The organism is Streptomyces sp. JNUCC 64, from assembly GCF_054484115.1.
In genome coordinates, this window is record NZ_CM137015.1 from 408,845 (window position 1) to 435,153 (window position 26,309).

General features: G+C 75.3%; 13 protein-coding genes and 1 riboswitch. Of the genes, 8 read left to right on the forward strand and 5 right to left on the reverse strand.

Annotation, left to right across the window (positions count from 1 at the left end):
• The first annotated feature begins 229 nt into the window (after positions 1 to 229).
• The 3 genes from ACVWNX_RS01580 to ACVWNX_RS01590 all read left to right on the forward strand — a co-directional run bounded on the left by ACVWNX_RS01580 (position 230) and on the right by ACVWNX_RS01590 (position 2,392).
• Positions 230 to 571 carry an ArsR/SmtB family transcription factor gene (locus tag ACVWNX_RS01580; protein WP_454412020.1) on the forward strand — a complete coding sequence of 114 codons (342 nt, stop codon included), beginning with the start codon at positions 230 to 232 and terminating at the stop codon, positions 569 to 571.
• Positions 568 to 1,773, forward strand: coding sequence for an MFS transporter (locus ACVWNX_RS01585; protein WP_454412021.1), 1,206 nt, complete (start codon positions 568 to 570; stop codon positions 1,771 to 1,773). The genes ACVWNX_RS01580 and ACVWNX_RS01585 overlap by 4 nt, the downstream gene beginning before the upstream one ends.
• Before the next feature lie 193 nt (positions 1,774 to 1,966).
• The gene (locus ACVWNX_RS01590; RefSeq protein ID WP_454412022.1) at positions 1,967 to 2,392 is read left to right on the forward strand and encodes a VOC family protein; all 426 of its coding nucleotides are present in this window, start codon (positions 1,967 to 1,969) and stop codon (positions 2,390 to 2,392) included.
• A 176-nt stretch (positions 2,393 to 2,568) separates the two neighbouring features.
• Here the strand turns inward: ACVWNX_RS01590 and ACVWNX_RS01595 are convergent, their stop codons facing one another.
• The 3 genes from ACVWNX_RS01595 to ACVWNX_RS01605 all read right to left on the reverse strand — a co-directional run bounded on the left by ACVWNX_RS01595 (position 2,569) and on the right by ACVWNX_RS01605 (position 15,964).
• Entirely contained in the window at positions 2,569 to 9,006 is a 6,438-nt protein-coding gene (locus ACVWNX_RS01595) for a non-ribosomal peptide synthetase/MFS transporter (protein ID WP_454412023.1), read from the reverse strand.
• Positions 9,006 to 12,215 carry a non-ribosomal peptide synthetase gene (locus tag ACVWNX_RS01600; RefSeq protein ID WP_454412024.1) on the reverse strand — a complete coding sequence of 1,070 codons (3,210 nt, stop codon included), beginning with the start codon at positions 12,213 to 12,215 and terminating at the stop codon, positions 9,006 to 9,008. The genes ACVWNX_RS01595 and ACVWNX_RS01600 overlap by 1 nt, the downstream gene beginning before the upstream one ends.
• 605 nt (positions 12,216 to 12,820) lie before the next feature.
• Positions 12,821 to 15,964, reverse strand: coding sequence for a class I adenylate-forming enzyme family protein (locus tag ACVWNX_RS01605; protein ID WP_454412025.1), 3,144 nt, complete (start codon positions 15,962 to 15,964; stop codon positions 12,821 to 12,823).
• A gap of 630 nt (positions 15,965 to 16,594) precedes the next feature.
• Between ACVWNX_RS01605 and ACVWNX_RS01610 the strand changes: the two genes are divergently transcribed.
• Positions 16,595 to 17,662: a polysaccharide deacetylase family protein gene (locus tag ACVWNX_RS01610; RefSeq protein ID WP_454412026.1), complete on the forward strand. Its 1,068-nt coding sequence runs from the start codon at positions 16,595 to 16,597 to the stop codon at positions 17,660 to 17,662.
• Between the two features lie 479 nt (positions 17,663 to 18,141).
• On the opposite strand, the gene tsaD is transcribed toward ACVWNX_RS01610, so the two are convergent.
• Positions 18,142 to 19,212: a tRNA (adenosine(37)-N6)-threonylcarbamoyltransferase complex transferase subunit TsaD gene (gene tsaD, locus ACVWNX_RS01615; RefSeq protein WP_454412027.1), complete on the reverse strand. Its 1,071-nt coding sequence runs from the start codon at positions 19,210 to 19,212 to the stop codon at positions 18,142 to 18,144.
• A 102-nt stretch (positions 19,213 to 19,314) separates the two neighbouring features.
• Here tsaD and ACVWNX_RS01620 point away from each other — a divergent pair, with 102 nt between their 5' ends.
• Together ACVWNX_RS01620 and ACVWNX_RS01625 are read left to right on the forward strand one after the other, a co-directional pair.
• Positions 19,315 to 19,650, forward strand: coding sequence for an antibiotic biosynthesis monooxygenase family protein (locus ACVWNX_RS01620; protein ID WP_454412028.1), 336 nt, complete (start codon positions 19,315 to 19,317; stop codon positions 19,648 to 19,650).
• A 296-nt stretch (positions 19,651 to 19,946) separates the two neighbouring features.
• Complete coding sequence (locus ACVWNX_RS01625) at positions 19,947 to 20,597, forward strand: superoxide dismutase (protein ID WP_454412029.1); 651 nt, start codon at positions 19,947 to 19,949, stop codon at positions 20,595 to 20,597.
• A 126-nt stretch (positions 20,598 to 20,723) separates the two neighbouring features.
• On the opposite strand, the gene ACVWNX_RS01630 is transcribed toward ACVWNX_RS01625, so the two are convergent.
• Positions 20,724 to 21,794 (reverse strand): flavin-containing monooxygenase, encoded by a 1,071-nt coding sequence (locus ACVWNX_RS01630; RefSeq protein WP_454415045.1) that lies wholly within the window; start codon positions 21,792 to 21,794, stop codon positions 20,724 to 20,726.
• Positions 21,795 to 21,899: 105 nt separating this feature from the next.
• On the opposite strand from ACVWNX_RS01630, the gene ACVWNX_RS01635 reads away from it, so the two are divergent.
• Positions 21,900 to 23,300 (forward strand): NAD(P)-binding domain-containing protein, encoded by a 1,401-nt coding sequence (locus tag ACVWNX_RS01635; protein ID WP_454412030.1) that lies wholly within the window; start codon positions 21,900 to 21,902, stop codon positions 23,298 to 23,300.
• 264 nt (positions 23,301 to 23,564) lie between these two features.
• Positions 23,565 to 23,787: riboswitch (cobalamin riboswitch) on the forward strand.
• A gap of 167 nt (positions 23,788 to 23,954) precedes the next feature.
• Positions 23,955 to 26,273 carry a 5-methyltetrahydropteroyltriglutamate--homocysteine S-methyltransferase gene (gene metE, locus ACVWNX_RS01640; RefSeq protein ID WP_454412031.1) on the forward strand — a complete coding sequence of 773 codons (2,319 nt, stop codon included), beginning with the start codon at positions 23,955 to 23,957 and terminating at the stop codon, positions 26,271 to 26,273.
• Positions 26,274 to 26,309: the final 36 nt, after the last annotated feature.

A 26,309-nucleotide genomic window follows, 5' to 3' on the forward strand; every position in this document is an offset into this window, starting at 1 on the left:
CGTACGGCGGGCGGGGCCGCCACCCCTTCTCCCCGGCCCACCCGGCCCCCGGCGGGCACCGTGGCGGTCCGCCCGGCTCCGGCGAGCCCGGTCGGTCCGGGGTCCCGTCGTCCCGGCACGCCGAGGCGGGATCCCGCCCCGGTAGGGGGAGAACGCCACCGAAGGTTGATCGTTCGAGAATTCCCGCACTACATTCGTGCGAGAATTCCCGAACGATTGGAGTGGCGTGATGGCCGCGGCCCGCACGTACCACCATCCCGACACGGATGAGATCGCCCTCGCGCGCGTGCTGTTCGCGCTCAGCGAGCCCCTGCGCCTGACGATGGTCGACGTCCTCACCGAGCGCGGGGAGGTCGACAGCCTGGAGCTCGGCCCCGATCTGCCCCGCTCGACGCTGACCCACCACACGAGTCTGCTGCGCGAGTCCGGAGTGGTCTTCGTCCGCGCCGAGGGGCGAAAGTGCATGATCCGGCTGCGCGCCGAGGACCTCGAGGCCCGGTTCCCCGGTCTGGTGCGGACCGTCCTGGCCGGTTACCGGAGCACGACCGGGGCCGGGGAGGGTGCCGCGTGATCGGGAAGGTCTGGCCGCTGGTCGTCGCCGCGGTCGCCCTGGGGATCGACGCCTACGTACTGGCCGGGGTGCTGCCGGACATGGCCGACTCCCTGGCCACGACGGTCGGCGCCATCGGACTGGGCGTCACCGCGTTCACCGCCGCCTACGCGGCCGCGGGCCCGCTCCTCTCCCGCGTCCTGGTCCGCGGATCGACCCGCACCGCGCTGCTGGTCGCGCTCGGCGCCTTCAACCTCGGCAACCTCGTCACCGCGCTGGCATCGACCCTGGAGGTCTTCCTGGCCTCCCGCGTCGTCGCGGGCGCGGGGGCCGGGGTGCTCACCGCGGTCGCCACCGCGACGGCCGGAGCCCTCGTGGCGGACCACGAACGCGGGCGCGCGATGGCACTGGTGACCTTCGGCCTGTCCACGGGAACCGTCGCCGGTGTCCCGCTGGGCATGCTGATCGGCGAACAGGTGGGGTGGCGGGGGACGATGGGCCTCGTGGTGCTGATCGGCGTCCTGAGCATGCTCGCCCTCGCCCTGCGCTCCGGCACGCTGCCCCGGCTTCCCGCCCCCCGCCGCTCCGGCGACGGCGCCGTGCTGAGGAACCCCCGCGTCGCCCTCGGCGTCGCGCTGTCCTTCGTCCTGGGGCTGGCCAGCCTCGGTCTCTACACCTATCTGCTGCCGATGGCCGACGAGAGCGGCCAGGGCGGCTGGGGCTTCGCGCTCGTATGGGCCTGGGGCCTCGGCGGCGTACTCGGCTCCGGTCTGATCGGCGGACCGCTGGACGCGTGGGGCCCCCGACGGCTGATGCCGGTCGCCCCCGCCCTCCTGCTCGTCTCCTTCCTCGTCGTCTGGCTCGTCGACAGCCCCGTGGCATGGCTCGTCGCCACCGCCGCATGGGGCGCGAGCGGCTGGATCAGCGTGCCGGTGCTGCAGCAGGCGCTCACCCTCGACCGCACCGAACAGGCCATGGCCGTCGTCGCCCTGCAGATGGCCGCGATGTACCTCGGCTCCGCCGTGGGATCGGCGCTGGGCGGCGCGCTGCTCGCCGGGGGCGTCGGAGCCGACGCCCTGCCGGGGTGGGCCGCGCTGACCGTCACGGGCGGCGTGGTGCTCGCCGTGCTGGTCGCCCGGCTGACGCCCCGGCCCGCCCCCGACGCCCCGGCGTCGGGGGGCCCGGCGGCACGGCGCGCACCGACCGGGGCACACCGCCCGTAGCTTCCGCGACCGGGGGCGCGCCCGCGGCCCGCTCGGGCGGGCCGTCCCAGGGCCGACACACGGGACCACGGGCAAGGGGCCCGGCCTGAACGGGGGTTCTCCGGTCGCTCGGGTCTGCGGCCCGCCCGACGGGGGCGGCGGGCCGCCGGAAATTCGGAGGCAGCCGGGGCGGGGACGCTTGTACGGTGCGCCCATGTCCGCCATCAAGCAGTTCCAGGTCACCTTCGACTGCGCCGAGCCCGAACGCGTCGGCCGCTTCTGGTGCGAGGCGCTGGGGTACTCCGCCGTGACGCCGACGGGGTTCGCCGCCTGGGAGGAGTACGAGCGGTCCCGGCCCCCCGAGGAGCGGGGCTCCTGGTTCGCCTGCGTCGACCCCTCGGGGGTGGGGCCCCGGCTGTACTTCCAGCGCGTCCCCGAAGGGAAGGTCGTCAAGAACCGGGTGCACCTCGATGTGCGGGTCGGTACCGGGCTCGTGGGGGAAGAGCGTCTGGCCGTGCTCGAAGCCGAGTGCGCCCGGCTGGTCCCGCTGGGCGCGGTCCGGGTGGGGCTCCTGTACGACGGCCATGACTCCTGCATCCCGATGCGGGACGTCGAGGGCAACGAGTTCTGCATCGACTGACCGTCCGACGCCCGCGCGGTCCGCCGGAGGCGGGGGAACGGGGCCGGGACGCCCCGGTCCTTCCCTCCGGCACGATCCCGTCCTGGGCGGGGAGGTACGGGGTCGGTCACCGCGCGGTGACCGACCCCGTACCCGTGTTGCCCGTTCCCGTGCTCCCCGCCGTTCGGCCGTCCCGCTCAGCCGGTCCGGGTGAGACGGGCCTCCTCGGCGGCCGGAGTGGCCGCACCGGGAACGTCCGCACCGGAGGCGTCCGCGCCGGGGACCGCCACGGCCGGGGCCGGAACGACGGCGGGGCGGTCGGAGGTCAGGGCGGCCAGGCCCACCAGGTCGTCCGCCTGGGCGTCCGGCACCTCCCGGTCGAAGCGGGCCAGCACCCGCACCCGCAGCGAGACCGCGCCCAGCAGCAGGATCGCGAGCCCGAGCAGGACGTAGAGCAGTCCGATGCCCCGTCCGCCGCCGGTGCCCAGGACGGCGCCCACGGTGTCGGCGAGGCCACCGCCGGAGGCCATCAGCGGCTCCAGGAACCGGGTGCCGAACGGCGCGATCAGCAGGAAGCCGACCGGCAGGGTGGACCAGGCGACGAGCTGGTTGAGCGCCATCACCCGGCCGTGGAACCGCTGCGGCACCTTCACCTGAATGATCGTCAGATAGATGCCGTTGAGCAGCGAGAGCGACGCGGACATCCCGAACACCCCCGCGCACACCACCAGCAGATCGGGCCGCAGTCCGGTCAGCACGGCGAAGAACGCCAGCACCGGCACCACCAGCAGCATGCCGCGCATCCTGCGGTGGCGCGGACCGCCCCAGACGCCCATCGCCAGCCCGCCGACGACCGCGCCGATCCCGCCCGCGAGGGAGACCGTGGCGACCGTGCCCAGCACGGAGAAGCCGAGCACCAGCGGCGAGACGAGCTGGAAGAGGACCGGCAGGAAGAGGTTGAGCACGGCGAAGAAGACCAGCATCGCCCGGAACCCGGGCCGCCGCCAGACCAGCCGGAACCCGGCCGTGATCTCCTGCTTCAGGGTCTCGCGCCGCCGGGCGGCCAGGGTGCGCGGGAAACGCACCGTCAGCAGGACCAGCGCCGCCACCACATAGCTGACCACGTCGATCAGCAGCACCCCGCCGAGCCCGACGGCGGCGAGCAGACCGACCGCCGCGAGCGGGGCGACCACCTGGGCGATGCCACCGGATATCTGGACGACGCCGTTGGCGTGCCCGAGGTAGCGCTTGGGCACGAGTTGCGGGATCGCCGACTGGAAGGCGAGGCGCTGTCCGGTGAGGGAGACCGAGAGGACCGCCATCAACACCCCGACGTGCCAGGGCCGCAGGTTCCCGAACGCGTGGAGCACGGCGAGGACCGCCTCGGACGTCCCGCAGACCAGGGTGGAGACCAGCATCACCCGACGGCGGTCGACCCGGTCGACCAGACTGCCGAGCACCGGGGCGGCCAGCAGCCCCGGCACGATCCCGAGGACGGCGAAGAGGCCGAACCAGGCGACCGAGTCCGTCGACAGGTAGATCCACAGCGGCAGGGCGAACTCGGTCAGCGCCGAACCGGTCTGCGAGATCATCTGGGAGGCGGCCACGGCCAGGAAGCGACGGGTGTCGCGCCGGGTCGCCGGGCCGGTGGGTCGGTCACCGGCGGAGCCGGAGGCGTGGTGGACTCCGTCCAGCCACCAGGTGGCGCGCGCGGGACGACGGGCCCGGGTGAGCGCGGCGGCCCCGGTGCGCTCCGCGCTGTCGGGCTCCGTGCCGCCGGGCTCCGTACCGTCGGGACCGGCGCCGTCCGGCTCCGCGACCGCCGCGGTGACGTCCGGGGCGGCATCGGCGTCGGCCCCGTCCCGTGCGGCGGGTGGGGCGTGCGAGGCCGTGACCGCCGGGTGGACGGTGGTGACGATCTCGGCGAGTTCCCCCGCGCGGTGCTTGAGGAAGTAGTGGCCGCCCTCGTCGAGCACGGCCACGGCGGTGGTGGGGCCGACGAACCCCCACTCCCGGAACCGTTCGCGGTGGAACTCGGTACCGGGGTCGGCGGAACCGATCACCGAGACCACCGGGGAGGTCAACGCGGGCGACGGGTCGGCGAGTTGTCCGGTGAAGTACGCCTCTGCCGCCCGGGAGTCCTCCCGTACGTTGCGGACGATGGTGGCCAGCTGCTCCGGGTCCAGGCCCTCCAGGTCGGCGCCCATCGAGCGGAGCCAGTTCAGATGGAGCCGTCCGCTGCGCCGCCGGTCGAGCACGGAGAAGCGGGCGAGCAGCCCGAGCAGCCCCTCGGTGGGCCGGGCGAAGGGGAAGATCCCGCCCAGGTAGACGGCGGCGGGCTCCCGTCCGGCGGCCTTCAGCCGGTGGGACAGCTCGACGGCGAGCGCCGCGCCCACCCCGCAGTGCCCGTACACCGCGACCGGGCCGGTGACCCCGCTCAGCACCTCCTCGGCGCAGCGGCGGGCCACTTCCTCCAGCGGCAGCGACTCCTCGGACATGCCGAGGTCGTGCCCGGGGACGGCGACGGCGTGCAGGGCGACCCCGGGCGGCAGGGCGTCCGCGAGCGGCTGGTAGACGACGGCGCTGCCGCCGCCGTACGGCAGACAGACCAGGGAGAGCGTGACCCGGTCGGCGGACTGACGGGGGGTCAGTTCATGCAGGAGGCGGCGCGGTCCCCGGTCGGACTCGGACCGGTCGGCCAGGGCGGCGAGGGCGGTGACCGTCCGCTCCCGGAAGACGTCCATGAGGGTGATCCCGGCCTCCGGGCCGAGTTCTCTGCGCAGGGTCGCCACCATCCGCATGGCGAGCAGGGAGTGGCCGCCGAGGTCGAAGAAGTCGTCGTGCGCGCCGACGCGTTCCAGCCCGAGGAGAGCCGCCCAGCAGGCGGCGACGGTCTCCTCGGTGGGGGTGGCGGGGGCCGTCCAGACGGCGCCCTCGCCGGGGCCGGGCGCGCCCGGTTCGGGCAGCGCCCGGCGGTCGACCTTGCCGTGGGCCTGCCGGGGCAGATCGGGCAGGACGACGAAACGGGACGGGACCAGGTAGTCGGGCAGCTTCTCGGCCAGCAGCCGTCGCAGTTCGGCGACCGGGGGCGGGGCCTCGTCCGCGCCGGGGACGAGATAGCCGACGAGGACGAGTTCCCCGGCGGGCCCCCGGGCGGCGGCGACGGCCTGGGCGACTCCGGGGAGCCGGGCCAGATGGGCCTCCACCTCCCCGAGTTCGACCCGGTAGCCACGGATCTTGACCTGGTGGTCGTCACGGCCGAGGAACTCGATCGTGCCGTCGGAGCGGTGCCGGGCGAGGTCCCCGGTGCGGTACATCCGGGGGACGGCGGCTCCCCCCGGCCCTCCGGTGACGGCAGGGCGCGGCTCCCCGGACCCCTCGGCGGTGACCGGGCGGGCGTCCCCGGGGGCCCGGGTGGCGGGCCGGTGGGCGTCCCCGGGCTCCCCGGTCGTGACCGTGCGGGCGTCCCCGGGTCCCCCGGCGACGGCTGTCCGGGCGTCGTCCCCGGCGAAGGGGTCGGCGCGGAAGCGGTCGGCCGTCAGCTCCGGCAGGCCCAGATAGCCGCGCGCCAGCCGGTCGCCGCCGATCCACAGCTCCCCCGGCACCCCGGCGGGCACCGGCCGCCGTCGGGCGTCGAGCAGATAGACCCGGGCGCCCGGCAGCGGGCGGCCGATGGGGGTGGTGGGTCCCGCCACGGGCAGTTCCGGGTCCACGAGGTGGGTGGTGGCGCCCACGGTGGCCTCGGTCGGCCCGTAGTGGTTGATCACCCGGCAGCCGGTGCGGGCACCGGCCTCGGCGAGCCGCCGCGCCCACTCCCAGCCGGACGCCTCGCCGCCGAGGACGAGCAGCCGCCGGGGCAGCAGCTCCGCCGGGTCGTCGACCTCGGCGCTCAGCGCGGCCAGATGGGAGGGGGTGAGCTTGACGCAGTCGACGCGGTGCTCGGCGAGGTAGGCGGCCAGTTCGGGACCGGGGGTGCGCGGCGGCAGCAGGTCCAGGGTGCCGCCGGTGGTGAGCGAGAGGTACAGGGTGGTGAGGCCGAAGTCGAAGGCCAGCGACTGGAGCAGGACGTAGCGGGCGCCGTCCGGCAGTCCCGCCTCCGCGAAGCGCCGCCGGACCCCGGCGAGGTAGGTGAGCACCTGGCGGTGCTGCACGGCCACGCCCTTGGGGGTGCCGGTGGAGCCCGAGGTGTAGATCACGTACGCCAGGTGGTCCGGTCCGGCGTCCCCGTCGGCGTCGGGCGGGGTGTCGGGGACGGCGGCGAGCCGGTCCGCGAGTCCGTCGAGCAGCAGGACCGGGGCGTCGGACGCGGTGAGCAGGGACCGTCGGACGGAGGTGGTGACCAGGGCGACCGGCGCGGAGTCGGTCAGCATGTGGGAGAGGCGTTCCCGGGGCTGCTCGGGGTCGAGCGGGACGTACGCGGCGCCCGACTTCAGCACGGCGAGCAGACAGACGGCCTGGTCGAGCCCCTGGTCGAGGCAGACGCCGACCAGCCGGTCGGCTCCGGCCCCGGTGGTGCGCAGCAGCCGGGCCAGCCGGTTGGCCCGGCGGTCCAGTTCGCCGTAGGTGAGGGTGTCGTCCCCGTGGACCAGGGCGACCGCGTCGGGGGTGCGGGCGGCCTGCGCGGCGACGGCGTCGGCGAGGGTCGGGGCGATCGGGTGGACGGTGCCGGAGTCGTTCCATCCGTACAGCACCCGGTCGCGTTCGCCGGGGGTGAGCAGGTCGAGGGCGCCGACGGGGGTGTGCGGATCGGCGGCGGCCCCGGCCAGGACGCGCTGCCAGTGTCCGGCGAGCCGGGCGACGGTGTCGGCGTCCCAGAGGTCGGTGCGGTAGGTGACGAAGGCGTCCAGGCCGTCCTCGGTCTCGGTGCAGTACAGCCCGAGGTCGAGGTGGACCGCGCTGCCCTCGAAGGGGAAGGTCCGCCATTCCAGGCCGGGCGGACGGGCGGTCTGGGCGCGGTGGTTCTGGAGCGCGAAGGAGACCTGGAAGAGCGGCGGCCGTCCCAGGTCGCGCGGCAGGTCCAGGGCCTCGACCAGCCGTTCGAAGGGGGTGTCGCGGTGTTCCTGGGCGCCGAGGGCGGCGGTGCGGACCCGGTCGAGGACGGTGGCGAAGTCGGGTCCGGCGGCGTCGCCGTCCGGGCCCGGGCCGGTTCCGGGCGCGTCCGGGCCGGTTCCGGGCGCGCCGAGGTCGGCCCGGATCGGCAGCATCGTGCTGAACAGGCCGATCAGACCCTCGGTGGCCTCGTCGGGGCGGCCCGCGAACGGGGTGCCGATCGCGAAGTCCCGCTGCCCCGACCAGCGGCCGAGCACCACCTGGAAGGCGGCGAGCAGGGTCATGTAGAGGGTGGCGCCCCGGGCCCGGGAGAGCTCCCGGGCCGCCCGGTACGTGCCGGGGTCGAGGCGGAAGGCATGGGTCGCCCCGCCGGGGCCGGGCAGCGCGGGGCGGGGCCGGTCGGTGGGCAGGTCCAGCGGCTGGACCCCGGTCATGGCCCCGCACCAGTACCGCAGTTCGGTGGCGGCCCGGGGCAGCTCCTGGCGGGCGCGCTGCCAGTGGGCGAAGTCGCCGTAGCGGACCGGCAGCGGGGGCGGGGCGGGGGCGGCGCCCCGGGCCAGTTCCCCGTAGCCGGTGAGGAGTTCGTCCAGGAGCACTCCGGCGGACCAGCCGTCGCCGACGAGGTGGTGCTGGCAGATCACCAGGACGTGGTCGTCGTCGGCGAGCCGGAGCAGCAGGGCCCGCAGCAGGGGCCCGTCCACGAGGTCGAAGGGGCGCGCGACCTCGGCTTCCACGGCGGCCCGGGCGGCGGCCTCCCGTTCCCCGGGCGGGAGTCCGGTCAGATCGCGGGTGCTCCAGGGCACGGCGAAGCCGTCGGCGGGCGCGATCCGCACCCGGGGCGCACCGTCCTCGTCGGTGGGGAAGGAGCAGCGGAGGGTGTCGTGCCGGACGGCGATCAGCCGCAGCGCCCCGGCGAGGTGCCCGGCGTCGAGCGCGCCGCGCAGCCGCCCGGCGGTGGGCAGGACGTAGGAGGCGGTGCCGGGGGTCAACTGCTCGACGAACCAGAGGCGTTCCTGGGCGAGCGACAGCGGCTGGGGGGCGTCGTCCGGGCGGGCCGGGATGCCGGTGGACCGGGTGGCCGCGGCGGCGGCGCGTTCCCGCATCCGCCGGGCGAGCAGGGCGCGCTGACCGGCGTCGAGCGCGCGGCGGGGCGGACGGCTCCCGACGGGATCGGTTCCCCCTGGCCCGTCGCCGGATGCGGGGGCAGTCAGCACGGAAGCCCCCGGGGCGGTGGCGGTCGGGGCGGGGCCGCCCGGCGGGGTGGCGGCGGCCGGGGCGGCGGCCGGGGCGGCGGCCGACGCGATGCCGGTCGGTGCGATGCCGCTCGTCGGCGCGGAGCTCGGCGCGGTGCGGGCCGGGGCGGTGCCGGTCGGAGTGGCACAGGTCGGCGCGGTGCCGGTCGGAGTGGCACAGGTCGGCGCGGTGCCGGTCGGGGTGGCACGGGTCGGCGCGGTGCCGGTCGGAGCAGTGCCGGTCGGGGTGGCGGAGGTCAGGGCCGCCGGGGCGGTGGCCGTCGGCGCGGGGCCGCCCGGCGGGGTGGGCGCCGTCCCGGAGGGCGCGGGGCGCAGGGGGGTCGAGGGCTCCATCACGCCTCCTCCGCCAGCAGCTCGGACACGACCGCGTCGGTGACCGTGGCCACCGTCGTGGGCTCCTCGTAGAAGACGTGCAGGGGCACGTCGACGCCCATGCGGTCCCGGAGGCGGGCCATGACCTGGGTGATGTGCAGGGAGTGCGCGCCGAGGTCGACGAGGTCGTCGTGGTGGCCGACGGCGGGCAGGCCGAGCACCTCGCTCCAGATCGCGGCGATCCCGTCGGCCAGTTCCTCCCAACCGTCGTCACCGTCGTCCACGGCCCCGTCGCCCGGCGGTTCGGTGTCCGGCTCCGTGCGCGGGGTGCCCCGGACCGGCTCGGGCAGGGCCGCGCGGTCCGTCTTGCCGTTGGGGGTGAGCGGGAGGGCCGGGAGCGGGTGGACGACACCGGGGATCATCGCGTCCGGCAGGGCCAGGGCGAGGAAGGAACGCAGTTCGGCGCCGGTCGGCACGGGGGCGTCCGGGCGCCAGACCGGGTACGCGACCAGGATCCGGCCGCCGGGGTCGTCGTCGGTGCCCCGGACGGCGACGGCGGCGTCCGTCACGGCGGGGTGCCGTTGGAGACGGGCCTCGATCTCGCCGAGTTCGACGCGGTGGCCGCGCAGCTTGACCTGGTCGTCGCGGCGGCCGAGGCAGTCGAGCGCGCCGTCGGGCCGGACCCTCGCGAGGTCACCGGTCAGATAGTGGCGGTCGCCGGTGCCGGGGTCGGTGACGAAGCGTTCGGCGGTGCGCTCGGGCAGCCCCCGGTAGCCCCGGGCCAGCCCCGCGCCGCCCAGGGCCAGTTCGCCGGTGATCCCGTGCGGTACGGGGCGTCCGGCCGGGTCGACCACCAGGGCGGTGGTCCCGGCGATGGGACGGCCGATGGTGATCTCCCCGGGCTCGGACGGCACCTCGGCGGCGGTGGACCAGATGGTGGTCTCGGTGGGCCCGTAGACGTTCCAGAGCCGTGCGACGCGTTCGCGCAGCCGCTGGGCGAGCGCCGGGGACAGGGCCTCGCCGCCGCTGAGGGCGGTGAGGCCGGGGGCGGTGAGGCCGCCGTCCAGCATCAGGCGCCAGCCCGAGGGGGTGGCCTGGGCGTGGGTGACGCCGTGCCGTTCGATCAGGGCGGTGAGGGCGCGTCCGTCACGGGTCTCCGCCTCCCGGGCGATCACCACCCGGCCGCCGGTGACGAGCGGCAGCAGCAGTTCGAGCGCGGAGATGTCGAAGGAGAGCGAGGTGACGGCGAGCCAGGTGTCGTCGGGGCCCGCGTCCAGGATGTCGCGGAAGGCCAGCAGGAGGTGGGCGAGGGCGCCGTGGGGGACCTCGACGCCCTTGGGACGGCCGGTGGAACCGGAGGTGTAGATGAGGTAGGCGAGGTCGTCGGGGGTGACGGCGGGCGGCGACGCGGCCCCGGCGGTGGAGGTTCCGCCCGCCGGGGAACCGTCCCCGTCGTCCGGGGAGCCGGCCCCGTCCGTCGGGGAACCGGTGGCCCCGTCCGCCGGGGAGCCGGTCCCGTCCGCCGTGAAGAGGTCGTCCAGCAGGAGGACGGCGCCCTGGCCCTCGACCAGCCGGGCGGTGCTCCGCTGGGCGAGCGCGATCGGGGTGCCCGCGTCGGCGAGGACCAGGGCGACGCGGTCCGCCGGGTAGGACGGGTCGACGGGGAGGTAGGCGCCTCCGGCGAGGGTGACGGCGAGCACGGCGGCGACCATCTCGGCGGAGCGCTCCGCGCAGACGGCGACCACGGTGCCGGGGGTGACCCCGGCGGCGGTGAGCCGTCGGGCGAGACCGGTGGCGACGGCGGCCAACTCCCCGTACTCCAGGGTCTGTTCCCCGACGGTGACGGCGGGCCGGGCGGAGTGCGCGGCGAAGGAGCGGGCGAGCAGCGCGGGCAGGGTGGCGCCGGGGGCGTCGGGGGCGGGTTCGGGTCCCCGGGCGGGGGCGCGTTCCGTCCCGTCCAGGAAGGGCAGCGCGTCGAGCGGGGTGCCGGGGGCGGCGGCGATCGAGGCGAGCAGTCGGCGCAGATGGTCGCCGACGCGGTCGGCGCGGACCGGGGACGGCAGGTCGGTGCGGTAGGTCAGCAGGACGCGGAGCCGGTCCGGGCCGTCGAGGAGGTGGAACCGGAGGGCGCCGCGCGCGGTGCCGGGGAAGAGCGTCCAGTCGGTGGTGGCCTGGACGCCGGGGAAGGTGACGGGGGCGATCCGGCGGCGGTAGGTGAGCACGACGGGGGCGAGGGAGACACCGGGCCGTACGCCCCGGACCGCCCGGGTCAGGGGGACCCGGCGGTGCGGGTAGCAGCCGCGCAGTTCGGCGCGGACCGTGTGGGCGAACTCCTCGAAGGGGGTGCCCGGTTCGGGTGCGGTGACCACCGGCAGCTCATTGGCGTGCATGCCGATCCGGTCGTCGGCGCCGGGGCCCCGGGTGCCGAGGCCGACGGCGACGGCGGGTCTCTCGTTCCCGTAGCGCAGCAGGAGGGTGTGCACGGCGGCGACGAGCAGTTCGAAGAAGGTGAGGCCGAGCCGTTTGGCGGTGTCGTCGAGGTCGGCGCGGAGGGTGGCGTCGAGGTCGAAGTCGACGGCGGCGCCCGGCCCGACGCCCTCTGCGCCGTCGGGACCGGCGTCCAGACCGGGCAGCGCCACCGTGGGGCCGGGCAGCGGACGGCCGTCCCAGTGCGCGGACGCCTCGGCGACCGCGCGGTCGTCGGGCCCGGGGAGGTCGGCGGCGCGGGCGAGCGGCGGGCCGTCGGCGGCGAGCGGCGCCGGGGCGGGGCCGTCACCGGTGCGGTGGGCGTAGCAGGCGGCCAGGTCCCGGAGGAACACGTCGGTGGAGGTGCCGTCGAAGGCGATGTGGTGCGCGACGACCAGCAGGGTGGCGTCGGCCGGGCCCGTGCTCAGCAGAACGAACCGCACGGGCGGTCCCGCCGCGAGGTCGAACGGTTCCGCGCTCGCGGCGGCCAGTTCGCCGGGCAGCCGCTCCGCCGTGGTGTCGCGGACGGTCAGCTCGGGCGCGGTGCCGGGGACGAGCAGGGGGACGCCGTCCTCCTCCCGGACGGTCAGGGCCAGGGCGGGATGGCGGTCGGCCAGGTCGGCGCAGGCCGCGGCGAGGGCGGCACGGTCCAGGGGGCCTTCGAAGCGGACGGTGAAGGGCATGTGGTGGACGGAGCCCAGCGGGGCGATCCGCTCGTTGATCCAGATGCCCTGCTGGGCGGCGCTGGCGGGGGTGCTGGTCACAGGTCTTCCTCGGTCTGTTCGGCGTCGGAACGCATGGCGCGGAAGGAGCGGGAGGGGAGAACAGGTGGCACGGATGAACAGGCGGTACGGGGTGATACGGAAGGGATCGGAGCGGCTCGGGGCGGCTCGGGTGAACGGGAGCGTGGTCGGGGAGGCGGCGGGGGCGCGCACGGGAGCACGGCCGGGCCCCGCTCCCGCCGGGCGCGGATCGACGCGACACGGGCGGGGGCGGGACACGGACGGGCACGGAACGGCGCGGGGACGAGGCCCGGCGGCGGCGCTGGCGGCGGGCGGAGCGGGCGGGACGCGGGGTGCTGGCGTGGCGGGAGTACGCGGGAGGACGGGGACCCGGGAGTACGGGACCGGGGACACGGACGCGGCGGGGGTGGGCCGCGGTGCCCGGCGGTGCGTGGGTACGTCGGTGCGTCGGTGACCGGCGCCGGAGCGGGGCCGACGGTCAGTACTCGGAGGACGGGACGGTGGTCAGGGGGTGGCGGTCACGGCGGGGTCAGGGGTGCGGACTCCGGGGCCGGGGGCCGGAGTCCGCCGTCAGGAGGCGGACCCCGGGCCGGAGGTGACGGTCGTGGTCAGGGGGCGCGCCCGGGTCAGGGGGCGGCGGCCGTGGTCAGGGCGGTGTGGAAGTCGTCGGCGAGCGCGGTGATGGTGGATTCCTCGAAGGCGAGCGCGTTGTACTGGATCCAGCAGTTCAGCGATCCGTCCGGGTGTTCCACCACGGTCAGCTCGGGCACCCCGAGGTCCCCGCCGGGCAGCGGCCAGGGCACGGTGGTGCCGCGCGGCAGCTCCCACGGCTCGCACATCAGCCCGGGCAGCTGGGCGTCGGCGGCCCAGCTCTCGTACCGCAGCCAGGCCGGGAACGCGACCACGTGCGGTTTGAACTCGGCGTACGGATACATCTGGTGGTCGAGCGCCCCGGTGGCGGCGCGGCGGACCCGTTCGGCGAGTTCGGCGAAGCCCGGACGGCCCGAGCAGTCCACCCGGACCAGCAGGGACTGCACCAGACAGCCGACGGCCTGCTGCGCCTCGGCCCTGGTGCGGCCGGGCACCGGGGTCATGAGCACCAGGTCGGGGCTGTCGGCGCGGGCCGTGAGGAGCGCGCTCCACAGGGCGGCGACGGCCATGAACGGGGTGACGCCGAGCGCCCCGGCCCGCTCCCGCAGCCGTCCGGCGGGGCCGGACGCCACGGTGAAGGGGTGCGCGACGGTGTGCACCCGGTCGACGGCGCGCCGCCCGGGGAAGGGGTCGAGCGCGGACGGGGCGCCCGCGAGCGCGGTGGCGAAGTGCCGTCGGCCGCTCTCCCAGCGGTCGTTGGCCCAGCGAACCAACTCCGGGTAGGGGAGGCCGGGTTCGGGGAGCCTGGGAGTGCGGCCCCGGCGCAGGGCGTCGTAGGCGAGCCCGAGTTCGCGCAGCAGGACGCCGATCGACCAGCCGTCGGCGACCATGTGGTGCACGGCGAGCAGGACGAGGTGCTCCTCGGGGGCGCGGGTGACGACGAGCAGCCGGGCGGTCGGGTCGGCCGCCAGATCGGTGAGCCGGTCCCGCTCGGCGATGAGCAGGGCGTTCACCTCCTCGTCGGTGGCTCCGGGGGCGTCCCGCAGGGTGATCCGGGCGGTGGCCTCCTCGTCGAGGACGGTGCGGACGAGGCCGCGCGTCGGGCCGGGGACGGGGACGAACCGGGTCCGCAGCGCGGGGTGGCGGCGCACCAGCGCGGACAGCGCGCGGCCGAGGGCGTGGCGGTCCAGCGGGCCGGTGACGCGGAAGAGGGCGGGGACGGCGCCGACGTCGCGACCGTCCTCCTCGGCCATCCAGGCGAGGAAGTCCTCCTGCTGGCTGGTGAGCGGGACCTCGTGGTGCTGGGCCCGCAGGGCGCGCAGATAGGGCGGGAGTCCCGGGCCGGGCGCGGCCGTCGGCGCGGGGACGGCACCGGGGACGCGGTCCCGGGCGGTCTCCTCGTCCAGCCAGGCGGCCTGGGCGCGCAGCGAGGGGCGGCCGAAGACGAGGTCGGCACCGGTGTCGACGCCGAACCGGTCGGCGACGGCGGTGGCGAGGTGCACGGCGCGGAAGGAGTCGCCGCCCAGGGCGAAGAACTCGTCGGCCGCGTCCCGCACCGGGCGGCCCAGCACCTCCTGCCAGATCGCGGCGAGGCGCAGTTCGGTGGGGGTGCCGGGCGGCCGGGCGGCGGCCGGTTCCCCGGTGGCCGGGTCCGCCGGGTGGTCCCCGTCCGGGGAGAAGAGCGGGCGCAGTCGGTTCTTGAGCACCTTGCCGGAGGCGTTGCGCGGCAGGTCGTCGGCGAGCAGGACCCGCACGGGCAGTTCGGCGCGGGCGAGACGGGTGCTGAGGAAGAGCCGGAGCGCGTCGAGGTCCAGACCACTGGCGGCGGGGACCACCACGGCGACCGGGACGGACCCCATCACCGGGTGCGGCACCCCGAGCGCCGCCGCGTCCGCGACGCCCGGGTGCTCGTGCAGCGCGTCCTCGATCCGGAGGGTGGAGACCTTGAGCGCGCCGGACTTGATGACGTCGCTCTCGCGGTCCACCAGGTGCAGATAGCCGTCCTCGTCCAGCCGTCCGAGGTCGCCCATCCGCACCCAGCCGTCGCGGAAGACCGTGGTACCGGCGGTCGGGTCACCGGCGTACGAGCGCGGGGGGCCGGGTTGGCGCAGCCAGATCTCGCCGGTCCCGCCGCCCGGTACGGGGGTGCCGTCCGGGGTGAGGATCCGCAGGTCACGGGGGTCTGTGGGGCGGCCGACCGCACCGGGCGGGGCCTGTCCGACGACGGCGGAGAGCTGTGCGGGGGCGGCCTCGGAGGAGGTGTAGACGTTGACGACGGTGGCCTTCGGCAGGGCCTGGTCGAGGGCCCGGGCGACGGGGGCGGGGAGGGCGGCGGCGGAGGAGCTGAGCAGCAGGACGCCGGAGAGGTCGTAGCGGTCGGGGACGCCGGAGTTGAGGAGTTCGATCGCCATCGAGGGGACCAGGAAGACGGTGCCGACGTCCCGTTCCTCGATGGCCCGGCCGAACGCCTCGGCGTCGAAGCGCGGGAGGACCACCGTGGTGGGTGCCCCGGTGAGGGCGCTGACCAGCATCACCTGGCCGGCGTTGGTGCCGATGGGGAAGGAGTGCAGGGCCCGGCGGGAGTGGGCGTAGGGCCGGGGGCGGGGGTTGAGCCGCTGGCCCGCCGTGAGGTTGGCGTGCCGGGCCCGGACGCCCTTGGGGTCGCCGGTGGTGCCGGAGGTGCCGACGACCTGGGCGAGGTCACCGGGGGCGGGGCCCGGACGCCCGGGGCCGACGGAGGTGCCCCCGGCCGCCTCGACGGCGGCCAGCGAGAGGTCCGCGCCGCCCGGAACGGCGTCCAGCGGGGGCAGTTGGGCGCCGCGCAGGACCGTGGTGGCTCCGCAGGTCCCGGCGAGCCGCACCGCTTCCGACGGGGCCAGGTCCGCCCGGAGCGGCAGGGCGGCCGCCCCGGCGTAGTGGACCGCGAGGATCGCGACGGCGTAGTCGTCCCACTCCCGGTCGGTGAAGCGCAGGGCCACGACCTCACCGTGCCGGACCCCGGCGTCGACCAGTCCCCGGGCGGCCCGGACCGCACGTTCACGCCAGTCCCCGTAGGTGAGCGAGCCGCCGCCGAGCACCTCGATCGCGACACGGTCGGCCTGTTTCTCGGCCCGGGCGTCGAGCAGATCCGGAACGGTCAACGGTGCGGGCTGGGCGTTGATGATGTCCTCCAAGAGCATGGTCCCCGGGGGAGGTTGGTCCGGGAATGCGATGACACAGGAGACGTTCACGGGCATGGCGCGCGGTGATGCCCTTGGATATGGTCTGGACCTTCGGCAGGGCATGCGAACAATAGCGTGCCGGTGTCGTACTTGTGTCGCAATGATGGAGAGTTCATGGACATCGGTGGGCGCCGGGCGGCCCCGACGCCCCGAACGGAACCTGAGCACAGCAGCAAAACCCCTCGTCAGAGGGGGTAAACCAGCCAACTCAGCAGCACGCCGGAACCAGGAACCCCGGATCACTTCCGGCCGTCGTCCCCTCCGCACCACAGGAATCCCCCGTCCCACAGGAAGCCGGGATTCCCACACGTGCCCACCCGCAACGATGTCGCGCGTCGAACCGCCCTCCCCCGCTGGCGCCCCCGGAAGAGGCCACCCACCCGCCCGAGGTCCCCGGCCCCGCCCCGTTCCACACCCGTAACACCCCCGCGCGTCCGCTTGTCCGCCTGCGCCCGTGCACCCGTGTGCCCATGCACCCGTGTGCCCGTGCGCCTGCGTGCCCGTGCGCCCTCACGGCTCCCGGCGGACGGACGCGCGGGGGCCGCCCCGCCCACCCCGATCGTCCCCATCCCCAAGGAGGAAGAACGCATGCTGTACGCGGGAATCGCCTGGTCAGCCGACGGCTACGACGTGGAGGTCATCGACGCCGACGGGAACCGGGCGACCGCCCCGACCCACTGGGGCGCGGAGCGCGTACCGGAGCTGACCGCCTGGCTGGCGGCGCCCGGACCCTCGTCCGAGCCCCCCGCCGCCGTGGTCGTGGAGAGCACCAACGGCCTCGTGGACGGACTGTTCACGGCGGCCGGTCTGCCGGTCTACCGCGCCGATCCCTGGGTGCTCCCCGAGCGGCCCGACTTCGGCTCCGTCCCGGCGCGCTCCCTCGCCGAACGGGCCAGGACCGGCCTCGCCTCCCTCTCCCCGCTCACGGCGGAGGGCGGCGGCCAGTCCGGGCGGGACGAGGACTACCACGACGGCATCAGACGCAGCGCCGGACACGAGGCGGAACTCACCCGCGCGGGCCGCTGGTTCCGCCACGGCCCGCGCGACCGCCAGGAGATCGCCCTGACCTTCGACGACGGCCCCGACCCGCTCTTCACCGGCCAGGTACTGGACATCCTGGCCCGCTACGGGGTGCGGGCCACCTTCTTCTGCGTGGGCCTCCACGTACGCGCGCTCCCCGACGAGGTGCGCAGGATCGTGGACGCGGGCCACAGCCTCGGCAACCACACCTGGTCCCACCCGTTCCTCCCGGATCTGAGCCCTCGCCAGTTCAGGCTCCAACTGGAGCGCACCGACGAGGCGTTCGACCGGACGGTGGGACGGGTCCCGACGGTCTTCCGTCCGCCGTACGGCGCGCGCACCCCGGAGACCCTGGACGAACTCCTGCCCGGCGGCCCCGCCCTGGCACTGTGGGACGTCGACTCCTGGGACTGGGCCCGCCCCGGCCCCGAGAAGATCGCCCGCACGGTGCTGGACCACGCGGGACCGGGCTCCCTGGTCCTGATGCACGACGGCGGCGGCGACCGCCGCCAGAGCGTGGCGGCCCTTCCGGCGGTGATCGAGGGGCTGCTGGAACGGGATCTGCGCTTCGTGTCAGCGGACGCCTTGATACGCGACGCGGCCCCCGGGAGCGCGAGCACGCACCGAGCCGGGTGACCGCCGACCCGCCGTCGGCGTGACCCGGAACGCCGACCGGACCGGCGCGCGCCATCGGCGCGCCAGCCCGCCACGTGACCAGGGGAAGCGAACGGCCCCGGTCCCGAACGGGCCGGGGCCGAACGGGCCGGGGCCGCGCCCGGAGTCAGCCACGCACGGGAGCGAAGACCCGGCGCGGGACGGCCCGGGACCGGCCGGAACGGGACGGGACGGGACGGGCCGTGCCGACGCTCGGGGAGGGCACACCGGAGCGGACCGCCACTCGGTACGCTCCCGCCGCCGAGACCGTCCGTCGGACGCCCGCACGGGTCGGAACGACGGCGCGTCGTGCGGCTTCCGGACGGCCGCGCCCATGCCTTCGGCGACCGGCCCCGCCCCGGGTGCGCGGCACCGGCCGGAGGCACCGGCTCTCCTCCCGGCCACCGGGCAGACCCGCCGCCGTCCGCCAGGGGACGGGGGCACCGCGCGGGCCCGGGCCGTCAGGCGGCCCGGGCCGGAAGGGTGGCCGACGGGGTCAGCGCGGCGTACTCCAACGGCGCGGACGGGTCGATGGACACGTCGAGCGGAGCCGGTTCGGCGCCCGAACGGACCAGCAGGTCACCGACGGCCGCGATCATCGCGCCGTTGTCGGTGCAGAGAGTCATGGGCGGTACCCGCAGTTCGACGCCCGCCGCCGCGCAGCGCCGCTCGGCCAGCGCGCGCACCCGGGAGTTCGCGGCCACTCCGCCGACCACGATCAGCGTCTTCACCTCGTGGTCGAGACAGGCCCGCAGGGCCTTGCGGGTGAGCACGTCGGCGACCGCCTCCTGCAACGCGGCGGCACCATCGGCCACCGGCGGCTCCTCACCGCGCAGCCGGTGCCGCTCCACCCAGCGGGCGGCGGCCGTCTTCAGTCCGGAGAAGGAGAACGCGTACGGGTCGTCGCCCGGCTTGCTCAGCGGACGCGGGAAGGCCACGGCGTCCGGGTTCCCGGCCTGCGCGGCGCGGTCGATGGCGGGACCGCCCGGATAGGGGAGCCCCAGGACGCGGGCGACCTTGTCGAAGCACTCGCCCGCCGCGTCGTCGAGCGTGTCACCCAGATGCAGGATCGGCTCGCGCACCAGATCACGGACCAGGAGCAGCGAGGTGTGACCGCCGGAGACGATCAGCACCACGCACGGCCGGGGCAGCGGGCCGTGCTCCAGGGTGTCGGCTGCCACGTGTCCGGCCAGGTGGTGCACCCCGTAGAGGGGGACGCCCGCCGTGTAGGCAAGGGTCTTCGCCCCGGCCAGACCCACCTGGAGGGCGCCGGACAGCCCCGGGCCGGTGGTGACGGCCACCGCGTCGATCCGGCCGAGCCCCATACCGGCCTCGGCCAGGGCCTGCCGCACGACCGGGGTGAACGCCTGGAGGTGGGCGCGCGAGGCGATCTCGGGCACCACACCGCCGAAGCGCGCGTGCTCGTCCATGCTCGACGCCACCACGTGGGCCAGCAGCTTTCCGTCCCGCACGATGCCCACACCGGTCTCGTCACACGACGACTCGACCCCCAGCACCACTGGTCCGCCCATGGCGATCCCTCCTTCTGCATATATTGCGCACTTGCAATATATGGTCAATAAGTCGATGGAGGCAGCTCGCCCGCTCAGCACACCCGAAGTGGAGATCCGCCCGTGCCCACCACCGCGACCATCGACAGCAGCCGGACCGTGGCAACCCTGATCAACGTGTTCACCGTCACCCCCGAGCGGCAGAACGAGCTGATCGACCTGCTCGCACGGGCGACCGAGGAGACGATGAAGCACCTGCCGGGCTTCGTCTGCGCCAACTTCCACGCCAGCCGGGACGGGCTGCGCGTGATCAACTACGCCCAGTGGGAGAGCGAGGAACACTACTGGGCCATGCGCGCCGACCCCAGGGCGCGGGTCCACATGGACCTGGCCGCCACCATCGCCACCGATGTGCAGCCGCGCCTCTTCCGGGTGGCGTCACAGCACCCGAAGCCCTGACCCCCGGCCGCCCGTCCCACCCCCGCCGCGAGCGAGGCCCGGCACGGACGCCGTCACACCGCGCCCGGGCGGCTCCGTGCCCACCGCACGCACGGGCGGCCCCACCCACCGCGTGGACGGACGGCGACCCGACCCGCGCACCCGGTGGATCCGATGGACCCGGCCGCCCAGCGTCGCGACCGCTCCACCACGGCCCCCGCCGTCGGCCCTAGGTCCAGCGTCCGATCACACCGCACCCCTCCCGCTGTTAGCTTGCGATTGCACATCATTCGCAAGAACGTCGGAGGACGTCGACCATGGCGATCTACACGCTGCCCGAGCTTCCGTACGACTACGCGGCGCTTGAGCCGGTGATCAACCCGCAGATCATCGAGCTGCACCACGACAAGCACCACGCGGCGTATGTGAAGGGTGCCAACGACACCCTGGAGCAGCTCGCCGAAGCACGTGACAAAGAGCAGTGGGCCTCGATCAACGGTCTGGAGAAGAACCTGGCCTTCCACCTCTCGGGCCACATCCTGCACAGCATCTACTGGCACAACATGAACGGCCCGAAGGACGGGGGCGGCGGCGAGCCGACGGCCGCGGACGGGGTCGGCGACCTCGCGGACGCGATCACCGAGTCCTTCGGCTCCTTCGCCGGTTTCAAGGCCCAGCTGACGAAGGCGTCGGCGACGACGCAGGGTTCGGGCTGGGGCGTCCTCGCCTACGAACCGCTCAGCGGCCGTCTGATCGTCGAGCAGGTCTACGACCACCAGGGCAACGTGGGCCAGGGATCGACCCCGATCCTCGTGTTCGACGCCTGGGAGCACGCCTTCTACCTCCAGTACAAGAACCAGAAGGTCGACTTCATCGACGCCATGTGGGCCGTCGTCAACTGGCAGGACGTGGCGCGGCGTTACGCCGCCGCCAGGGAACGGGGCGACAGCCTGCTTCTCGCCCCCTGACCCCGGGGACGCCGCCCCTCCCCCGCCCACCAGCGGCAACGGTGAGGGGCTCCCTCGCACACCCGCCCGAGGAAGCCCCTCACCACCGGACGCCCCCGACCACGCCCGGCGACTGCGCCGCCCCGGTCAACCCCTGCCGAGAAGGGCGGCGAGGTGGCGGGCGGTGCGGGTGGCGTCGCGTCCGGCGCCCCGGAGGGAGTTGGAGGTGAGGCCGCGCTGCCACTCCAGCCCGGCGAAGGCGAGGCCCGGGTGGGCAAGGGAGCGGCCCTCGCGGTGGCGGGGGCGCCCGGCCCGGTCGAGGGCGCCGTCGAGGCCGGTGAGATAGGGCAGGTCGGGGCGGTAGCCGGTGGCCAGGACGATGGTGTCCACCGCCTCCCGCGTTCCGTCCGGCCAGATCACCTCCGCGCCCTCGGTCCCGGTGAACACGGGCCGGCGGTCCGGCTCCCGGCGGGCGAGGGCGGCCCGGTAGCGGCCGTCGTCGATGACCGGGGGCGAGGGCGGGACGCGCAGCAAGCGGCCGAGCGGCGCGCGGTCGACGCCGGTGCGGGTGAGCCAGAAGTGGAGGTCGCGGCCGAGGATGCGTTGCGGGGCGTACCGGACCGGGCGCCGGGTGGCGAGCGTGACCCGGGCGACGACGGCGAGTTCGGCGGCGATCTGGACGGCCGAGTTCCCCGCGCCGACCACGATCACGCGCCGCCCGGCGAAGGGGGCGGGATCACGGTAGTCGGCGGCGTGCAGGACGATTCCGGTGAAGGCGTCGAGACCGGGCAGGTCGGGGCGGTACGGGCGGCCGAAGGAGCCGGAGGCGGCGACGACGGCCCGCGCCGCCAGCCGTTCCCCGTCGGCCGTCTCCACCTCGAAGCCGTGACCGTGGCCGTGGCCGGTGCGACGCACGGCGTGGACCCGGCGCCCGGTGCGGATGTCGGCGTCGAGGCGGTCGGCGTAGTCGGCGAGGTAGGCGACGACCTCGTCCCGGCGCGGGTAGCGGTCCGGGTCCCCGGGGAACGCCGGTCCGGGCAGGGAGCTGTAGCGGGCGGGCGTGAAGAGGGTGAGGCCGTCGTAGTAGCGGGGCCACGCCCCCACGGCCCGGCCCGACGCCTCCAGGACCACCGCCCCCAGCCCCTCCCCGGCCAGGGCCCGGGCGGACGCCAGCCCGGACTGGCCACCCCCGATCACCACCACGTCAGCGCGCTCCACGACGACCTCGTTTCGATATCTGTCTATGTTGACGCCCATCGAAGCAGTTGCCATGCTGGGAGGGCAAGCCATCGACAAACGTCGAACCAGCAAGGGGTAACCGCCGTGTCCGCGTCCTCCATCACCGTACCGCCCGTCGTCGTGATCGGCGCCGGTCCCATCGGGCTGGCAGCCGCCGCCCACCTCACCGCCCGCGGTGTCGACACGCTCGTCCTGGAAGCGGGACCGGCCGCCGCCGACGCGGTGCGCCAGTGGTCGCACGTACGGCTGTTCTCCCGCTGGAGCGAGGTGATCGACGACGCCGCCGCCGAGCTCCTCGCCTCCACCGGCTGGACCGCTCCCGACCCGGTCGGGTACCCGACCGGCGGGGAGTGGGTCGAGGACTACCTCCAGCCGCTGGCCGACGCCCTCGGGGACCGGGTCCGCTACGGGACCTGGGTCACCGGGGTCTCCCGGGCCGGACGGGACCGGATCGTGGACGCCGACCGCGAGGCCCGGCCCTTCACCGTCCACGTCGAGCACCCGGACGGCCGGGAGGAGCGCCTCACCGCGCGGGCGGTGCTCGACGCCTCCGGCACCTGGTCCACCCCCGCCCCCGCGGGCGGCGACGGACTGCCCGCGCTCGGCGAGAGCGCCGCCGCCGACCGCGTCTCCTACCGCGTCCCCGACCTGACCGACCCGGCCGTCCGCGCCCGGTACGCGGGCGGACGCACCGCCGTCATCGGCACCGGCGCCTCCGCGTTCACCGTGCTGGCCTCCCTCGCGGACCTCGCCCGCGCCACGGACGGCAGAGGGACGAAGGCGGTGTGGATCCTGCGCCGGGGCCTCTCCGGCGCCACCTTCGGCGGCGGCACCGCCGACCAGCTCCCGGCGCGCGGCGCCCTCGGGCTCGCGGCGCAGGCCGCCGTCGCGGACGGCCACGCGGACGCGGTCACCGGCTTCCGCACCGAGGCGATCGAGCGCGACGGCGACGGACGCCTCGTCCTGGTCGCGGAGGACGGACGCCGTCTCGACCCGGTGGACGAGGTCATCGTCCTCACCGGACTCCGCCCCGACCTGTCCTTCCTCTCCGAGATCCGCCTCGGTCTGGACGAACGCCTCCAGGCGCCGACCGCGCTGGCCCCGCTGATCGACCCCAACCAGCACTCCTGCGGCACCGTCTACCCCCACGGCCACCGCGAACTGGCCCACCCGGAGAAGGACTTCCACCTCGTCGGCATGAAGTCCTACGGCCGCGCCCCCACCTTCCTCGCCCTGACCGGCTACGAGCAGGTCCGCTCCGTCGCCGCCGCCCTCGCGGGCGACCCCGCCTCGGCCGACCGGGTCGAACTCACCCTCCCCGAGACCGGCGTCTGCGGCGGCTCCGGCCTCTACGACGCCCCCGGCACCGCCACGGACGGCGACGGAGACTGCTGCGGCGCGCCCGGGCCCCGGCCCGTCACCCTCGCCCCGGCGACAACGGCGGCCGGGAGCCGGGAGACCGGGGCCGGGGGACGGCACTCGTAGTCCCCCCTACGCCCGAACGCGCCGCCGCGCGGGAGCACGGTTCACCGGCCCCGCACCGGGAGGACCCTCCGCGACGGGAGGGCTTCCCGCGACGCGGATGGCACACAGGGCGCACAGAGCACAGGGAACACGCAGGGCACACAGACGTCACGGGGCACCGCGCGGCTCGCGGTGGCCGGAGCGGACACCGCAGGCCGCGCCACGCGATGTGCTCCCCGTCACCCTCCGCCCGCCGGGGATCCCCGCGTCGCGCCGCAGCCCGTAAGGTGATCTCCAGCAGTCGGTTCGCCCCGTCCGCCAGACGGGGTGTCGCAAGAGGGAACCCGGTGGGAATCCGGGACTGCCCCGCAGCGGTGAGTGGGAACGACCGCCGTCATACGCACTGGGTCCGGACGGACCTGGGAAGCGACGGCCAGTAGGGGTCCGCCGGACGAGTCCGGTGGGCGTGCCCGTGAGTCCGAAGACCTGCCGACCGCCCGCGCGCGGACCGTTCCGCGCGCGGACATCCCGGTGACCTCGTGGGCGGGTCGGCGTACACACCAGACGGAACGGCCGTGCCCCCGTGGCGCGGATCGTCGCCGTCCGGTTCGTCATCCCCTTCGCGCTCTCGTCCCGTCACCGGGCTCAGGGATTCATCTCGCGAAGGAGATCTCCGTGACCACGAAGTCCGCAGCCGCGGCAGCACGGGCCACCGTGTACGGCTACCCCCGCCAGGGCCCGCGCCGGGAACTGAAGAAGGCGATCGAGGGGTACTGGAAGGGCCGTGTCACCGCCGACGCCCTCCGGGACACCGCCGTGGAACTCCGGCGGAACACCTGGCGGCAGCTCGCCGGAGCCGGTCTCCACGAAGTGCCGACCGGCGACTTCTCGTACTACGACCACGTCCTGGACACCACCGTCATGGTGGGCGCGATCCCCGAACGGCACCGCGCCGCCGTGGCGGCGGACGCCCTGGACGGCTACTTCGCCATGGCCCGGGGCACCCAGGAGGTCGCTCCGCTGGAGATGACCAAGTGGTTCGACACCAACTACCACTACCTGGTCCCCGAACTCGGGCCGGACACCGAGTTCAGCGCGGACTCCGCCAAGCAGGTCGCCGAGTTGACGGAGGCCCTCGGCCTGGGGCTGACCGCCCGTCCCGTCCTGGTCGGCCCGGTCACCTATCTGCTGCTCGCCAAGCCCGCGCCCGGCGTCCCCGCCGACTTCGAGCCGCTCACCCTCCTCGACCGGCTGCTCCCCGTGTACGCCGAGGTCCTCGCGGACCTGCGCGCCGCCGGGGCCGAGTGGACGCAGCTCGACGAGCCCGCCCTGGTCCAGGACCGCACCCCAGCCGAACTGAACGCCGCCGAGCGGGCCTACCGGGAGCTGGGGGCCCTCACCGACCGGCCCAAGCTGCTCGTCGCCTCCTACTTCGACCGGCTGGGCGAAGCGCTTCCGGTCCTGGCCAAGGCGCCCGTCGAGGGGCTGGCACTGGACTTCACCGAAGCCGCCTCGGCCCAGCTGGAGGCCCTGGCGGCGGTCGGCGGACTGCCCGGCAAGCGGCTGGTCGCCGGGGTCGTCAACGGCCGCAACGTCTGGATCAACGACCTGCGGGCGTCCCTGTCGACGCTCGGCACCCTCCTCGGACTCGCCGACCGCGTCGACGTCGCCGCCTCCTGCTCCCTGCTGCACGTGCCGCTGGACGCGTCCGCCGAGCGGGACGTCGATCCGCAGATCCTGCGCTGGCTGGCCTTCGCGAAGCAGAAGACCGCCGAGGTCGTCACCCTCGCCAAGGGCCTCGCGCAGGGCGCCGACGCCATCACGGCGGAACTCGCCGCCAACCGCGCCGACCTCGCCTCCCGCGCCGCCTCCCCGATCACCCGGGACCCGGCGGTGCGGGCCCGTTCCGGGGCCGTGACCGACGCCGACGCGCGCCGCTCCCTGCCCTATGCCGAACGGGCCGCGGCCCAGCGCGCCCGCCTCGGGCTGCCGCTGCTGCCGACGACCACCATCGGCTCGTTCCCGCAGACCGACGAACTGCGGGTGGCCCGCGCCGATCTGCGCGCCGGACACCTCGACGCGGCCGGGTACGAGGAGCGGATCAAGGCGGAGATCCAGGAGGTCGTCTCCTTCCAGGAGAAGGCCGGGATCGACGTCCTGGTGCACGGCGAGGCCGAACGCAACGACATGGTGCAGTACTTCGCCGAACAGCTCACGGGCTACCTCGCCACCCAGCACGGCTGGGTCCAGTCGTACGGCACCCGGTACGTGCGTCCGCCGGTCCTGGCCGGGGACGTCTCCCGCCCCGAGCCGATGACGGTCCGCTGGACGTCCTACGCCCAGTCGCTGAGCGACCGCCCGGTCAAGGGCATGCTCACCGGGCCGGTCACCATGCTCGCCTGGTCCTTCGTCCGCGACGACCAGCCGCTCGGCGAGACCGCCCGCCAGGTCGCCCTCGCGCTGCGCGACGAGGTCGGCGACCTGGAGGCGGCCGGGACCTCGGTGATCCAGGTGGACGAGCCCGCGCTGCGCGAGACGCTGCCGCTACGGGCCGCCGACCACACCGGCTACCTGGCCTGGGCCACCGAGGCGTTCCGGCTCACCACCTCCGGGGTCCGTCCGGACACCCAGGTCCACACCCATATGTGCTACGCCGAGTTCGGTGACGTCGTCCAGGCCATCGACGACCTCGACGCCGACGTCATCAGCCTGGAAGCCGCCCGCTCCCATATGCAGGTGGCCCGGGAACTCGCCGCCCACGGCTATCCGCGCGAGGCCGGACCCGGTGTCTACGACATCCACTCCCCCCGCGTACCGGGCGTCGAGGAGGTCGCCGGGCTGCTGCGCACCGGCCTGGAGGCCATCCCCGCCGAACGGCTCTGGGTCAACCCGGACTGCGGGCTGAAGACCCGGGGCTGGCCCGAGACCCGCGCCTCGCTGGAGAACCTGGTCGTCGCGGCCCGCACCGTCCGGGGTGAACTCCCCTCCTCCTGACGCCGGTCCCGTGGGGCCGGGGCGCCGCCAGCGCCC